The organism is Pseudomonas sp. 1912-s, from assembly GCF_029269205.1.
In the GTDB taxonomy this organism is placed as follows: domain Bacteria; phylum Pseudomonadota; class Gammaproteobacteria; order Pseudomonadales; family Pseudomonadaceae; genus Aquipseudomonas.
This window is the reverse complement of sequence record NZ_JARIXR010000007.1, coordinates 64884-79550: the sequence shown is the minus strand read 5'-3', so window position 1 is coordinate 79550 and position 14667 is coordinate 64884. Positions and strand designations below refer to the sequence as shown.

Below are 14667 nucleotides of genomic sequence, written 5' to 3'. Positions count from 1 at the left end.
ACACTCTCTTTAAGCAGTATGTTTTAAGGAAGAACCAGAACATGAAAATAACTAAAAATCTGTTGCAGGTGGGTGTGCTGGGGCTGTCGATCATGGCGAGCAGCGTCATGGCGGCAGTCTCGGCGGATGAAGCCGCCAAGCTGGGTACGACCCTGACGCCGATGGGCGCTGAAATGGCCGGCAACGCGGCCGGCACCATCCCTAAATGGTCGCCATTGCCAACCAACGCCGGCGCGGTGGATGCCCGTGGCTTCCTGGCCAACCCGTACGCCAGCGAGCAACCGCAATTCATCATCACCGCGCAGAACGTCGAGCAGTACAAGGACAAGTTGGCGCCGGGGCAGTACGCGATGTTCAAGCGCTACCCGGACACCTTCAAGATGCCGGTCTACCCGACCCATCGCGGCGCTACCGTGCCGGCTGATGTGTTTGCGGCCATCAAGAAAAACGCCACCAACACCAACCTGGTGTCCGGCGGCAACGGCCTGGAAAACTTCGAAACCGCCGTACCGTTCCCGATTCCGAAAAGCGGCGTGGAAGTCATCTGGAACCACATCACCCGCTATCGCGGCGGCAGCGTGACCCGCCTGGTGACCCAGGCCACGCCGCAAACCAACGGTTCGTTCAGCCTGGTGTACTTCCGCGACCAGTTTGTGTTCCGCGACAAGATGAAGGACTACGACCCGAAAAACCCGGGCAACATCCTGTTCTACTTCAAGCAGCAAGTGACCGCGCCGGCACGTCTGGCCGGGGGTGTGCTGCTGGTGCACGAAACCCTCGACCAGGTGAAAGAACCGCGTTCGGCGTGGGTCTACAACGCCGGCCAGCGCCGTGTGCGCCGGGCGCCGCAAGTGTCGTATGACGGCCCGGGTACCGCCGCCGACGGCCTGCGTACCTCCGACAACCTCGACATGTTCAACGGCGCGCCGGATCGCTACGACTGGAAACTGGAAGGCAAGAAGGAACTGTACATCGCCGAAAACAGCTACAAGCTCGACGATCCGAAGCTCAAGTATGTCGACATCATCAAGGCCGGCCACATCAACCAGGACCTGGCTCGCTACGAGCTGCGTCGTGTGTGGCATGTGGTTGCAACCCTGAAGGAAGGTCAGCGCCACATCTATGCCAAGCGTGACTTCTTCATCGACGAAGACACCTGGCAAGCCGCGGTCATCGACCACTATGACGGTCGTGGCCAACTGTGGCGCGTGGCTGAAGCCCATGCCGAGAACTACTACGACAAACAAGTGCCGTGGTATGCCCTCGAAACCCTCTACGATCTGCAGTCCGGCCGCTACCTGGCCCTGGGCATGAAGAACGAAGAGAAACAGGCCTATGACTTCGGCTTTACCGCCACCACCAGCGACTTCACCCCGGCGGCCCTGCGCCAGGATGGTGTTCGCTAACTTGCTGTAACAGAGGCCGCATCCTCGAATGTGGGAGCCGGGCTTGCCCGCGATGGCGGTGTGTCAGTCAACGGATGTATCGACTGACACGCCGCCATCGCGGGCAAGCCCGGCTCCCACATTTTATTTGGGGGCTTGGAATATTTGAGCCAGAACAGTTGGATATTTTTTGTTGTAGTCTTTTTCAGACAATTGTTGCAAAGATCTACAAAGCTGCCGCTTTTACCGCTAGTCTGCGGACATCTGCAATGCCGACAACAGCCTTCTACAAGAGCCCGGCGATGACTGATCTGTCCCGAATTCAAGGGCCTGCCAGCGCGGTGATTCCGACCCTGGAAGGTCGCTTCTATCGACCCCCACTGCCTGATGGCTACGTGTTGCGACCGCGCCTGTGCGAACGGCTGAGTGAAGGGTTGGCCGGGCGTCTGTTGCTGGTCAGCGCGCCGGCCGGGTTCGGCAAGAGTTCGCTGGCGGTAGAGTTCTGCCAGAGCCTGCCGGCCCACTGGCAAAGCTTGTGGCTGGGCCTCAGCCCGCGGGACAACGACCCGGGACGTTTCCTTGAGCGCCTGCTCGACGGCTTGCAGCAATACTTTCCGCAGTTGGGCGCCCAGTCCCTGGGCTTGCTGAAAATGCGCCAGCGTCATCAACCTTTCGCCTTTGAAGAGTGGCTCGACGGCCTGCTGGATGAGCTGACGGTGCACCTTTCCACCCAGGCGCCGCTGTTGCTGGTGCTGGACGACTACCATCTGGCCCAGGGCCCGGTACTCGACCGCTGCCTGCAATTCTTCCTCAATCATCTGCCCGACGGCCTGCTTGTGCTGGTCACCAGCCGTCAGCGTCCCGACTGGCACCTGGCGCGCCTGCGCCTGTCCCGGCATTTGCTGGAACTGCACGAGCAGGACCTGCGCTTGACCCACGCCGAATCCCTGGCCTTGCTGGACCGCCACAGCAGTTCATTGCGCGGCGAAGCCCTGGACAACCTGATCCGGCGCAGTGAAGGCTGGGTGGCCGGCCTGCGTTTCTGGCTGCTGGCGGCTTCCGAGGCCGGCAGCGAAGGCGCGCTACCCCAAGGCTTGCACGGCGGGGAAGGGCTGATCCGCGACTACCTGCTCGAAGAAGTCATCGACTGCCTGCCCTCGGAGGTCCAGGCATTTCTCTACGACACCGCGTCCCAAGAGCGCTTTTGCAGCGAGCTGTGTGACGCGGTGCGCGAGGCCCACGACAGCACGGAAATCCTGCGCTACCTGCAAGCCCACCAGGTGTTCCTGGTGCCGCTGGACGAGCAGGGCCACTGGTACCGTTATCACCATCTGTTTTCCGACCTGCTGCGCACCCGGCGCGCGAGCAATGCCGTGTTGCCGGCAGCCAGCCTGCACCTTCGGGCCTGCCGCTGGTTCAATGCCCAGGGCTTGATCGACGAGGCAGTGGAGCAGGCGCTGCGTGCGGGCCACCTGGATGTGGCGGCAAACCTGGTGCAGAACTTGTCCGAAGAGCAACTGCTGGCGGAGCAAAACGTCGGCATGCTGCTGCGCTGGAAAATGGATTTGCCGGACAGTCTGTTGATGAGCACGCCACGCCTGATCGTGCTCTACAGCTGGGCGTTGGGCCTGGCCTGCCAGCTGGACGCGGCGCAGGAACTGGCCAGCCATCTCAGCCGCTTTCTGCCGGCGCCGTCGGCCACCGCGCAAAAGTCGATGTTGGCCCAGTGGCTGGCCCTCAGTGGAATCATTGCCCGGGGCCGTGGCGACCGCGAGCTGACCCAGTTGTATTGCAGCGAGGCCCTGGAAAGCCTGCCGCACAAACGCTATGGCCAGCGGCTGATGTGCCTGTCGACCCTGTCCAACCTGGCCATTGTCGACGCCGACCTGTGGCGCGCCCGTGGCCTGAACCGCGAATCCCTGGAACTGGCGCAGCGCGTCGGCAATCCGTTGTTCGAGGCGTTGGCCCATTACGACCGCGCGCGGGTGTTGCAGGCCCGCGGCGAGATCCTGCGGTCCCTGGATGAAGTGCGCCAGGGCCTGCAACGCTTGCAAGGCCTGGCGCCGCAACGGCTGTACGCGGTGCGCGCCCGACTGGCGTTGTATGAAGGCTACCTGTTGCTGATGCGCTGCCAGCCCGAAGCCGGGCTGGCTCGCCTGCGTGCCGGATTGGCCGAGGCACGGGCTTGTCGGGACATCAGCGTATTGATCGGCCATTGCGTGATTGCCAGCTTCGAAGGCCGCCGTGGCGATTTCCCCATGGCCTTTGCCGAGCTGGCCGAGGCTGAGCGCTTGATGCACATCTGGGACGTGCCGCCGATTTTCTATCTGGCGATGATCACCCTGGTCAAATGCGAGCTGTGGCTGGCCCAGGGGCGTACCGACCTGGCCGACGCCTGGCTGACCCGGCTGGGGCAAACCTACAACGGTGAACAGGCCGCCGCTGCGCCGGAGTTTCACCCGCACCTGCCGCAACATATCGAACTGCAACAGGCGGCGCTCGACGCCATCCGTCATCAGCCGACGGCTTCACTGCAACGGCTCGACGAACTGGCAAGCCAGGCCCATAACAGCGGCCGGCAGATGATCAGCCTGATGGCATTGACCCAGCAGGCGCTGTTATTGCTGGACGGCGGACAGGAGGCGCAGGCCCGCCCGGTGTTTGCCCGTGCGCTTGAGGCGGCTGCCGGTGGTGCGATGCAACCCTTCCAGCGCGTGCTGGAGCGCTATCCCGACTGGTCGCGGGAGCAGCTTGCCCGGGATTCCCATGGCCTGCTGAACCAGACCTTGCTGGCCCTCTTGCCGGAGGTCGCGGTGGTTGAAACCCCGCACACCCTTGAGACCCTGAGCTCCCGCGAGCTGGCGGTACTGCACTTGATTGCCCAAGGCTGTTCGAACCAGGAGATCAGCAATCAGTTGTTCATCTCCCTGCACACCGTGAAAACCCATGCGAGCCATATCAACAGCAAGCTGGGGGTGGAGCGGCGAACTCAGGCAGTGGCGCGCGCCCAGGAGATGGGGTTGTTGGGGTAGCAACCTGGATCAATGGGATCGAAAGCCCCAGACGATTTCCACCACGCGGGCTGCCACCAGCACATAGACCAGGATAAGCAGCAGTTGCAGCACCAAGTGATAACGCAGCTTGGCGAGCCTGCGGATGCCATCGCTCACATTCAGTACCATCAGCAAGGTTGAAACCACGATCAACCCCCACCCGGCCACGCTGGAGGCCAGAATGCCGAGGAACAGCTCATGTTTCCCGGCCAGTGCATTGGTACCCGCCGCAAACAGCAGCGCGCATACCAGCAGGTTCTTCACATTGTCGAAGACCTGGGTGCTGAAGTCGTTCTCCAGCAGTTGCAGGTACCACTTCCAGAATGTGCGCATGGCTCAATCCCTTGGATCAATATTTACTGCGCTGCGGGGCATTCACTCGGTGATCTGTCGGCGACCTGGCTGAGCAACGCGGCGAACCGTTTGACGTTGTTTTGCTGCGCGATCACCAGATCATCAATGGTCGGACCGGAAGGCGACTGCACCACCGTGCGGCATGTCAGCGGCGTGCGCTCATCTGTGCCGGTCTGGCGCAGCCGCCATTTGACGTCGAGCAGGGCGTATTGCCCGGGAATCGAGTCAAAGCGCTGCACTTCAATGCGCACCGCGAGGTTTTTGCGGTGACTGGCGAGTTGATCCACCAGCGCGCTGCGCAACTCATCCACCAGGCTGGCGGCCCACCATTGCGTCTCAAGGATGGCCACGCCGCTGTCGCCCTCGCGGATGACAATCTGCGGCCGGTCGACCTGTGGCGGGACGGTGATGCTTTCAATGCGGATCTCACCCCCGGCGGCCAGTGACGCATTGCTGCGGTGCACCGGCGTCAGGGTGTGAAATTGAATCGGCTCACTGCGGCACGCCGCAAGCAGCAGCAACCCGGTGATCAGCGTGATCTTCAGCGGGAAAGCCATGGTGGTTGCTCCTGTGGTCATTTGCGCGGCGGCCCTTGCAGGTCCGAGGGCGCGGCGTTGTCGGGGCGACCGCGAATCAGCGATTCGGGATGGCGTGCCAGGTAGTCCGAGAGTTCTCGCAGGGAGCGCGACATGCGGCTCAGTTCATCCAGGGTCTGGGTCAACTGCTCCCGTTGCGGCGAATCCTCGGCCAGGGTCGAACTGGCGGACTGCAAGGTTTTACTCACGTCGGCCAGGGTGTTCTGCACGCCCGGCAGTGTCTTGGCATTGAACTGGCCGAGACCTTTGCGCAGTTCCACCAGGCTGCCGTCGAGGTTGCCGGCAATCCGCTCGATGGGCAGTTGGTTGATCTTGTTGACGATGCCTTCGAGTTTTTCCTGCAGTTGCTCCAGGTTGCCGGGGATGGTCGGGATGCTGACGGGGCGCTGGTTCGGGTCAAACACGACTTTGTCGGCCTTGGGGAAGAAGTCCAGGGCGATGTACAACTGGCCGGTGAGCAGGTTGCCGCTGCGGGCCTGGGCGCGCAGGCCGTGTTCGATGAAGCTGCCCATCAGGCGCACGCCGCCCGCTTCATCATTCGGGTCATGCTTCAAGACTGTGAGCATTTTGGTGTTGGCTTCGCCGAGACGCTGCGGGTAAATCACGATGCCGACGTTGACCGGGAAGCTGCGTTTTTTCTCGTCGAAATCCAGGTTGATCGATACCACTTTGCCGAACTCGATGCCCAGGAACTCCACCGGCGCACCCACCGTGAGCCCGCGCAAGGCCTGATCGAACCGCAGGTTCAGGTATTGCGCCTTGCCATTGGGCGGGGCCAGCGCGGTTTGCTGGTCGGCGAACAGTTCATAGGAGTGCTCCTCACTGGCCGGCTTGTCGTTGGGGCTGTACGGCGGGGCCAGGAAGGCGATGCCGCCCACCAGCATGGACGACAGGGATTCGGTTTTCAGCGCGAACCCGTTGGCGCCGACACTCACATCAATCCCGCTGGCGTTCCAGAATCGGGTGTTCTCGGTGACGTAGGCGTCATTCGGCGCATGCACGAACACGTCGATGTTCACGCCTTTGCCGTCTGCGTCCAGGGCATAGGCCACCACCTGGCCGACGGGGATTTTGCGGTAATAGACCGGGGAGCCGATGTCCAGTGAACCCAAATCCTGGGTGTGCAAGGTGAAGCGCTTGCCGGGCTCGCCATAGGTAATCGGCGGCGGGTTTTCCAGGCCTTTGAACTGGTTGGCGCGGGTATCGGACTGGCCGATGTCGGCGCCGATGTAATCCCCGGAAAGCAGCGTATCAATGCCGGAAACACCCCCGGCGCCGATACGCGGGCGGACCACCCAGAATTGCGAGTCTTCACGGGTGAAGCTTTCGGCCTGCTTGGACAGCTTGATCGTGGCGTTGACGCTTTTCTGGTCGTCGCTCAGCTCCACGTCGGTCACTTGGCCGATCACCACGTTGCGGTATTTGACGTCGGTCTTGTTGGCGGTCAGGCCGCTGCCGGTCTTGAAGGTAATGGTAATGCTCGGCCCCTGCTGAAGGATGCTGTGCACCACCAGCGAAATGCCCACCAGCACCGCGACAATCGGCACGATCCACACCAGCGAGACGCTGAAGCGCCGCGTCCTGATCGCGGGTTGGCCCGCAGGCTGCGGTTTGTCAGGGGGTTGCGACGCCATCCGGCCTCTCCTCGTTGTGTGGGGTTTCCCAGATCAGGCGTGGGTCAAAACTCATTGCCGACAGCATGGTAAATACGACCACCAGGCCAAAGAATAAAATCCCCAGGCGCGGCTCGATGGTGCCCAGGGCCTGGAACCTCACCAGGGCGGCCACCAGCGCCACCACGATCACATCCAGCATTGACCAATAGCCGATCACCTCGACAAAGCGAAACAGCTTCGAGCGCTCCTTGCGCGCCCACTGGTTATTGCGTTGCACGGTGACCAGCAGCAGGGTCAGCGCCACGAACTTGATGCCCGGCACCGCGATGCTGGCGATGAATATGATCAGGGCAATGTCCCACGCGCCGTGCTGCCAGAATTCGAGCACACCACTCATGATGGTGCTGTCGGCGCCGGAGCCGAGCATCGAGGTGTTCATCACGGGCAGTAAATTAGCGGGAACGTAAAACGCCAGGGCCGTCAGCATGTAGGCCCAGGTGCGGGTCAGCGAATGGGTCTTGCGTCGATGCAAGGGCGCACCGCAACGCTCGCATTCGTCGGGGTTGGCGCTGACGTCGCAGGCCTGGCCGCAGCTGTGGCACAGGCACAGGTTCAGCTCGCTGGCGGTCGGTGGCCGGCTCATACAATGTCCCACAGGTCGCGAATATCACGCCCGGCAATGCGGATCAGCAACAGACTGAGGGCGGCCAGGGCAAACAGTCCGGTGCCGGGCAATACATCCAGCATGCCCGCCAGCTTGAACACCGCCACCATGGCGCCGAGCAGGCAGACCTCCAGCATGCTCCAGGGGCGCAGGGCTTCAAGCCAGCGCATGCATACCTTGAACGCCGGCGAGCGGCGGCCCTTCATCGCAAAGCTCAACACCCACATCAACAGCAGCAACTGGAACACCGGCGCGATGATGATGGAAATTGCCGCCACCAGGGCGATGAAGGTAATCGGGCCCTGGGCCAGCGCCACCACCGAATCCCATAACGTGGCGCTGCTTTTCAGGCCTTGCAGGCTGATGCTCATCACGGGGTAGAAGTTAGCGAAAATCCACAACACGGCGGCGGTCAGGGTCAGGGCCAGGCGCTGTTCCACCGACAGCCCGTTATAGCGCTGGAGCACGCCTGCGCAGCGGGTGCAGAGGGTCTTTTGATGTTTGGCGAGCGTGACTTTTTCGTACACGCAATCGCAGTGTTCACAGATGATCAACGGGCTGAGGGTCGCCATGAGTCCCACTCCAAGCGCTCTGGGTTGCGCGTTGTATGACGGGCGCCAGAATAGCTTAGCAGTTGGCAGGTTTGATACTCGTGCGCTTTCGGATCGGGCGCTTCGTCGAACATACTGTGCGCCAGAATGCAGTACAAAAGAGTGTGCCTTTGAATTTGCAGGAATACCCATGAATATCCAGTCCCCCGCGCTGATCCGCGAAACCTTCCCGGTCGGCCCGTTGCAGTGCAATTGCACGATCATCGGCGACCCGGTCACCAAAAAAGCCATCGTCGTCGACCCGGGTGGCAACCATGAGTTGATCTTGGCGCGGCTCGATGCGCTGGGCCTGAAAGTGGTCAGCATCATTCACACCCACGCCCATCTCGACCATTTCCTGGCCTCTGGGCAATTGAAGGAAAAGACCGGTGCCACCTTGCACCTGCACAAGGAAGACCAGTTTCTGTGGGACAACCTGGAAATGCAGTGCCAGATGTTCCGCGTGCCGTACACACCGGTGCCGTCGCCGGATCGCTGGCTGGAGGATGAGGAAGAGTTGGCCTGCGGCTGTGGCGTGGCGTTGCACACACCTGGACACACACCTGGTTCGATGAGTTTCTGGTTCGCCGATGCGAAGTTGCTGATTGCCGGCGACACCCTGTTTCGACGTGGTGTAGGGCGTACGGATTTGTGGGGCGGTGATCAGGCGACCATCGTGCGCTCGATCAAGCAACGGCTCTACACCCTGGATGAGGCGGCTGTGGTGGTGACCGGGCACGGGCCGGACACGCGCCTGGGGGATGAAATGCGTGAGAATCCGTTTGTGAGGGCGTAAAGCAAACTCCGGTATTTTTCCGGATACCAAGTGGCGACTATCAGACGAACCTTATAGAGAAAATGACAATTACCGTTCAGGTAGTCTCTGCTAGGGTTTCACTGTGCACACCGTTGGCCGGGCATGGAATTTTTACCGTTTGTCGTGTTCCAAGCTCGGCACAGGTCCATTGCCAATGTCCTCTGCATCACAGAATGCAAAAGTAGGAGCTTCCTTCATGTTCACTTCTCGTCGTCTGCTTGTTGTCGCTACTGCCGTAGCCCTGTTGTCCGGCTGCGCTTCACCTAATCCTTATGACGGCAGCCAGGCACAGGGTGGTGGCTCTTCCGGTGTGAGCAATACCGCCAAGTACGGCGGCCTGGGTGCCCTGGCCGGTGCGTTGGCAGGTGCGGCCATCGACCACAACAACCGCGGCAAAGGTGCGCTGATCGGTGCTGCCGTCGCCGGTCTCGGTGGTGCGGGGTATGGCTACTACGCCGACCAGCAGGAAAAGAAACTGCGCGAAAGCATGGCCAATACCGGGGTTGAGGTGCAGCGCCAGGGCGATCAGATCAAGCTGATCATGCCGGGTAACATCACCTTCGCCACCAACTCGGACGCGATCTCCAGCAGCTTCTACACGCCGCTGAACAACCTGGCGAACTCCCTAAAGCAGTTCAACCAGAACACCATCCAGATTGTCGGCTACACCGACAGCACCGGCACCCGCCAGCTCAACATGGACCTGTCCCAGCGTCGTGCGCAAAGCGTGGCTAACTACCTGACATCCCAAGGCGTGAGCCCGACCAACCTGAGTGCTCGCGGTGCCGGCCCGGACAACCCGATCGCCAGCAACGCCGACGTCAACGGTCGTGCCCAGAACCGTCGTGTAGAGGTCAACCTTGGCCCGATCCCTGGCCAGCAATACGGCCAGCCAGGCGCTCAGCAACAACAGGCGCCGCAACAGAACAATCAGTTCCAGGGCAACCCGTACTCGCAATACCAGTAACGGGCAGGCAATAAAAAGGGCGCCGTGCAGTAATGCACGGCGCCCTTTTTTGTGGCTGTTGACGGGATCAGTCGATGTATTCGAACACCTTCACAATCTTCTGTACGCCCGATACGCCTTGTACCAGGTTGGCAGCGCGGGTGGCTTCTGCCTGGGTCAGCAGGCCCATCATGTAGACGATGCCGTTGTCGGTGACGATCTTGATCCGTGAGCCGGGGATCGCGCTGTCGGTCAGCATCTGGGTCTTGATCTTGGTGGTCAGCAGGGCGTCGTTGCTGATTGCCAGCAGCGTGATCGGCTCCATTACCTGCAATTCGTTGTGGACCTTCTTGACCCGTTGAACGGTGGAAGCGGCTTGTTCAGCCTGGGCCTTCAGGTCGGCGCGCGGGGTTTGCCCGGTGAGCAGTACCACACCGTTGAAGCTGACGACCACGATGCGCGAGGCGCCGTTGCCCAGGTCTGGAGCGGCCTTGGAAACGTTGACGGAAACCTTGGTTTCAATCAGCGAGTCGTCGATTTTGCTGCCGAAAGTACGGGTGCCTTTATCGTCCTGGATAGGCGTGTCACGGCTCGCTTCGATTACCGAGCTGCAGCCGCTGATGCCTAGGCACAGCGTGATTGCCAATAGGCTAAGGCGTTTAACGGTCATTCTTCACTCCCGAACAGTTGGCTGTCGATCAGATCGCACAGGCAGTGGATCGCCAGCAGGTGGACTTCCTGAATACGTGCGGTGACATTGGCCGGGACGCGAATTTCCACGTCTTCGGGCAACAGCAACGAGGCCATGCCGCCGCCGTCGCGCCCGGTCAATGCTACGACAATCATTTCACGATCATGTGCGGCCTGGATCGCTTGAATAATGTTCGCCGAATTACCGCTGGTGGAGATCGCCAGCAGTACGTCGCCCGGCTGGCCAAGGGCGCGAATCTGTTTGGAGAAGATTTCGTTGTAGCTGTAGTCGTTGGCGATCGAGGTGATCGTCGAGGTGTCGGTGGTCAGGGCGATGGCCGGCAGGCTCGGGCGCTCGCGCTCGAAGCGGTTGAGCAGCTCGGAGGAGAAATGCTGGGCATCACCGGCCGAACCGCCGTTGCCGCACGAAAGCATTTTGCCTTCGTTGAGCAAGGCGTTGACCATGACCTGACTGGCTTGCTCGATGTGCGGTGCAAGTACGTCCATCGCCTGTTGCTTGGTATCGATACTGGCCTGGAAAAGCTGGCGAATTCGGGATTGCATGTCCATCTGTGTGACCTTAAGTAGCGCGGCTGTTTGGCACAGGAATGTGCAGCCCGCAAAGCAAAGAGCAAAAGTGTGCGGTGTAGATGTCCGGCGAATCAGCTGTCAAAGGCATCTTGCAACCAGTTCAGATCGGCTGTTCCCTGAGGAGTGCTTTCTATGGCAACCACATCGAAACGGCAGGGGTGATCGGCCCAGCGACGCTCCTTGAGCAGGAAAAACTGCGCGGCGAGTATCAGCTTCTGGCGCTTGCGCCCGTCGATACTGGCGAGCGCGCCACCCCATTGTGCGTGTTTTCTGTAGCGGACTTCGACAAATACTACTGTATCGCCGTCAAGCATGACCAGATCAAGCTCGCCCCGCTTGCACAACCAGTTCTGCGCCAGGAGGCGCAGACCCTGTTGTTGCAGGTACTCGAGAGCTTGAAGTTCGGCGTCCTTGCCGCTTTGCGCGCTTGACCGCTCGGGCATCAGCGCGGGGTATCAGGCAGGCGCTGGATATCGCCACCGACGAACTTCGCCCATGGCATCTGGCGGTCAACACGCTGGTTGGGGCTGATGCCCAGGCTGCCGGACAGGCCGTCAACGCGGGTGTCCGGCAGTGCCTTGAGTTGCCCCAGGCGCGGCGCCAGGCGGTAGGCGTCAACACCCATCGCGTACAGGCGGCCCAGGCTGCCGTTGGCCTGTGGCCATTGGGCAGCGACCTGGTTGCGCAGCGGGTCGGTGGTGTTCAGGAGCCAAGGGGTTTCGCAGAACATCACGTTGGTCATGTCCAGGTACTGGTTCTTGTCGCCACTGGCGCTGAACACGTGCGACGTCGCATACACCGGCACGTCACCGGCGTACTGGAAGTTCAGGGTCGGCTTGATCTGTTGGGCCAGTTGCGGGGTCACGGCCAGGAAGATGAACTCGATGTCCTGGCGGCGCGACGGCTGGGCCGAAACGTCCGAACCTACCGTGCTCTGCAGGCTCTTGGCGCGGCCTTCGCTTTTGCGCAACTGGAACAGGTCAGCGATCTGCTGGGCCAGGGCTACCGGCTGGTCAACGTATTCAACGCCTACCACGGTGCCGCCATTGGCTTCCCAATCCTGACGGAAAGCTTTGTAGACACGCTCGCCCCATTCGCCTCTCGGTACCATGGCGGCGGCGCGGTGCAGGCCGTCGGCACGGGCGCGACGGGACACTTCACGGGCCTCGTCTTCAGCGGCCAGGCCGAACTGGAACAGTTGTGCCGGGCCCTGGTCGGCTTCGCTGTAGTTCAGGGCCAGGGTGGTAATAGGCAATTGCGGACGTGCGCTGAGTTGTTTGACCAGCGGTTTTTCCAGCGGGCCGACCACCAGTTGCACGCCGGCGGCCTGGGCCTTGGCGTAGAACTCGTCGATGGAGGTCAGGCGCGAGCTGTCATAGAACTCGATCACTGGCGGCTTCTGCCCGGCTTGTTCGGCCTGGTAGTGCGCAGCCATGAAACCTTCGCGCAACGCTTTGGCGACGCCGGCCAGCGGGCCTTCCTGCGGCAGCAGCAGGGCGATCTTGTTCAGTGGCTGGCTGGCCAGTTGCTTGAGCTTGGTCAGCGGCTGTGGCAATTGCGAGGCCGCCGGGTGGCCAGGGTTCTGGGCACGCCAGGTGTCGATGGCTGCCTGTTGTTGCTCCAGGGTGCCGGCGCTCTTGACCGCCTGGGCCAGGCTGATCCAGCCGTCCAGCGTCGGGTTGCCGCTGGCTTGCAGCTGTTCGGCAGGCAGGGCGGCAATCAATGCCCAGATGGCTTCGTGGTTGCTGTTGTAAGCGTCACCACTGAGCAGCGGCGCCATGGCGACGCGCTCGCGGGCGGCGGCCAGGGTCTGGCCATCGGCCTCATAAGCGCGGGCATGCACGGTGCCGGTACGGATCTGCTGTTCAGGCGGCAGCTCCTTCAGGCTTTGCAGGCTCGGGTGGTTCAACGCCGTCAACGCGGCCTTGGGCTGGTTGCGGGTCATCGCCAGTTCGGCCGACAGGGTGCTGGCAAATACCTGCGCCGCCGGTTTCAGGACGTCCAGTGGGACCTGGGCAAGAATCTGCGCCGAGCGTGCCGGATTGTTTTGGTGGAACGCCAGGTCAGCCGCACTCAAGCGCAGCAGCGCGGCTTTTTCCGGAGTCTTGGCCGAAGTCGCCTGTTCGAGCAGTTGCTCGATGCTGGCATCCGGGGTCCGGGGGAGGTCGCCAAGGCTGGACGAGGGCGAGCTGGCGCAAGCCGCCAACAGGGCAGCGAGGCAGAGGGCAGAGAACAGCCGCAGGCAAGCGATCATGTAAGTGTTCCTGATACCGATCAAATTAGCGTGGAATTGTACCCAAGCACTGGCCGGGGCGCGATGTTACTGGCGTGAAACCGTCTATTTAGGTCGTGTAAATGTTGCAAGACCCAATGGATGGCTGAAATGGAGCCTGCCCGGAGGGCATATTTTCAAGGCGTCTACGCGCTACAATGTGGCTTTTGCCAATCATCGAGGTGTGCGCTTTGACTGCTCCAGGTCCTTTGAATTCCACTGCAGGCTCGCTTTTTGTCGTGGCGACGCCCATTGGCAACCTGGACGACATCAGTGCGCGGGCGCTGAAAGTGTTGCGCGACGTAAAATTGATCGCCGCCGAAGACACCCGGCATTCCCAACGGTTAATGCAGCATTTTGGTATTCCAACGCCCCTGGCCGCGTGCCACGAACATAACGAGCGCGAAGAGGGCAGTCGTTTTATCACCCGCTTGCTGGCAGGCGATGATGTGGCCTTGATCTCGGATGCCGGTACGCCGCTGATTTCCGATCCCGGTTATCACCTGGTTCGCCAGGCGCGGGCTGCTGGTATCAATGTAGTGCCTGTTCCGGGAGCGTGCGCGCTGATTGCTGCATTGTCGGCGGCCGGCTTGCCATCGGACCGTTTTATCTTTGAAGGTTTCCTGCCGGCCAAGGCGGTGGGGCGCCGGGCGCGCCTTGAACTGGTGAAAGAAGAGCCGCGCACGCTGATTTTCTACGAAGCCCCGCACCGTATCCTTGAGTGCCTGCAAGATATGGAACTGGTGTTCGGTGGCGATCGCCTTGCGCTGCTGGCGCGGGAAATCACCAAGACCTTCGAAACCCTCAAGGGCCTGCCGCTGGAAGAGCTGCGTGCGTTCGTCGAAGGTGACAGCAATCAGCAGCGCGGCGAGTGCGTGGTGCTGGTAGCGGGCTGGGCGGCGCCGGAAAGTGAAGACGCCGTGGGCAGCGAGGCGATGCGCATTCTTGATCTGCTGCTCAAGGAAATGCCATTGAAGCGTGCGGCCGCCCTGGCGGCGGAAATTACCGGCGTGCGCAAGAACGTGCTGTATCAAGTCGCGCTGGATAAACAAAAGGGCGAATAGTTCCAGGCTTTAACCTGCACTCCGTCTGA

The 14667-nt window shown here is 61.4% G+C and carries 14 protein-coding genes; 5 read left to right on the top strand and 9 right to left on the bottom strand.

Annotated elements, in window-relative coordinates; translation table 11 throughout:
- Positions 1-41: 41 nt before the first annotated feature.
- Both P3C29_RS11125 and P3C29_RS11120 read left to right on the top strand, forming a co-directional pair.
- Entirely contained in the window at positions 42-1406 is a 1365-nt protein-coding gene (locus tag P3C29_RS11125) for a DUF1329 domain-containing protein (RefSeq protein WP_169386294.1), read from the top strand.
- A 281-nt stretch (positions 1407-1687) separates the two neighbouring features.
- Entirely contained in the window at positions 1688-4417 is a 2730-nt protein-coding gene (locus P3C29_RS11120) for a LuxR C-terminal-related transcriptional regulator (protein WP_275964556.1), read from the top strand.
- 9 nt (positions 4418-4426) lie between these two features.
- On the opposite strand, the gene P3C29_RS11115 is transcribed toward P3C29_RS11120, so the two are convergent.
- Genes P3C29_RS11115 through P3C29_RS11095 form a run of 5 tightly spaced genes read right to left on the bottom strand, consistent with a single transcriptional unit; the run spans position 4427 to position 8240 of the window.
- A complete protein-coding gene (locus P3C29_RS11115) occupies positions 4427-4771 on the bottom strand; it encodes a hypothetical protein (RefSeq protein ID WP_201125350.1) in 345 nt (114 codons plus the stop codon).
- 23 nt (positions 4772-4794) lie between these two features.
- Positions 4795-5349 (bottom strand): PqiC family protein, encoded by a 555-nt coding sequence (locus P3C29_RS11110; RefSeq protein WP_275964555.1) that lies wholly within the window; start codon positions 5347-5349, stop codon positions 4795-4797.
- Between the two features lie 17 nt (positions 5350-5366).
- Positions 5367-7022 carry an MlaD family protein gene (locus P3C29_RS11105; RefSeq protein WP_201125349.1) on the bottom strand — a complete coding sequence of 552 codons (1656 nt, stop codon included), beginning with the start codon at positions 7020-7022 and terminating at the stop codon, positions 5367-5369.
- Complete coding sequence (locus tag P3C29_RS11100) at positions 7003-7647, bottom strand: paraquat-inducible protein A (protein WP_201125348.1); 645 nt, start codon at positions 7645-7647, stop codon at positions 7003-7005. The genes P3C29_RS11105 and P3C29_RS11100 overlap by 20 nt, the downstream gene beginning before the upstream one ends.
- Positions 7644-8240, bottom strand: a complete 597-nt coding sequence (locus P3C29_RS11095) for a paraquat-inducible protein A (protein WP_010170513.1) — start codon at positions 8238-8240, stop codon at positions 7644-7646. The genes P3C29_RS11100 and P3C29_RS11095 overlap by 4 nt, the downstream gene beginning before the upstream one ends.
- A 169-nt stretch (positions 8241-8409) precedes the next feature.
- Here P3C29_RS11095 and P3C29_RS11090 point away from each other — a divergent pair, with 169 nt between their 5' ends.
- On the top strand, positions 8410-9054 hold the full coding sequence (locus tag P3C29_RS11090; protein ID WP_003216184.1) for an MBL fold metallo-hydrolase: 645 nt from the start codon (positions 8410-8412) through the stop codon (positions 9052-9054).
- A 217-nt stretch (positions 9055-9271) separates the two neighbouring features.
- Positions 9272-10042 carry an OmpA family protein gene (locus P3C29_RS11085; protein WP_029615883.1) on the top strand — a complete coding sequence of 257 codons (771 nt, stop codon included), beginning with the start codon at positions 9272-9274 and terminating at the stop codon, positions 10040-10042.
- A gap of 67 nt (positions 10043-10109) precedes the next feature.
- Here P3C29_RS11085 and P3C29_RS11080 read toward each other — a convergent pair whose 3' ends face one another.
- The 4 genes from P3C29_RS11080 to P3C29_RS11065 form a co-directional block, all read right to left on the bottom strand.
- A complete protein-coding gene (locus tag P3C29_RS11080) occupies positions 10110-10691 on the bottom strand; it encodes a BON domain-containing protein (protein WP_010170507.1) in 582 nt (193 codons plus the stop codon).
- Entirely contained in the window at positions 10688-11281 is a 594-nt protein-coding gene (locus tag P3C29_RS11075) for a phosphoheptose isomerase (protein ID WP_003216190.1), read from the bottom strand. Before P3C29_RS11075 ends, P3C29_RS11080 begins: the two co-directional genes overlap by 4 nt.
- A gap of 92 nt (positions 11282-11373) precedes the next feature.
- The gene (locus P3C29_RS11070; RefSeq protein WP_010170499.1) at positions 11374-11745 is read right to left on the bottom strand and encodes a YraN family protein; all 372 of its coding nucleotides are present in this window, start codon (positions 11743-11745) and stop codon (positions 11374-11376) included.
- Positions 11745-13556 carry a penicillin-binding protein activator gene (locus P3C29_RS11065; RefSeq protein ID WP_275964553.1) on the bottom strand — a complete coding sequence of 604 codons (1812 nt, stop codon included), beginning with the start codon at positions 13554-13556 and terminating at the stop codon, positions 11745-11747. The genes P3C29_RS11070 and P3C29_RS11065 overlap by 1 nt, the downstream gene beginning before the upstream one ends.
- Positions 13557-13732: 176 nt before the next feature.
- Between P3C29_RS11065 and rsmI the strand changes: the two genes are divergently transcribed.
- Positions 13733-14638, top strand: a complete 906-nt coding sequence (gene rsmI, locus P3C29_RS11060; protein ID WP_169386287.1) for a 16S rRNA (cytidine(1402)-2'-O)-methyltransferase — start codon at positions 13733-13735, stop codon at positions 14636-14638.
- Positions 14639-14667: the final 29 nt, after the last annotated feature.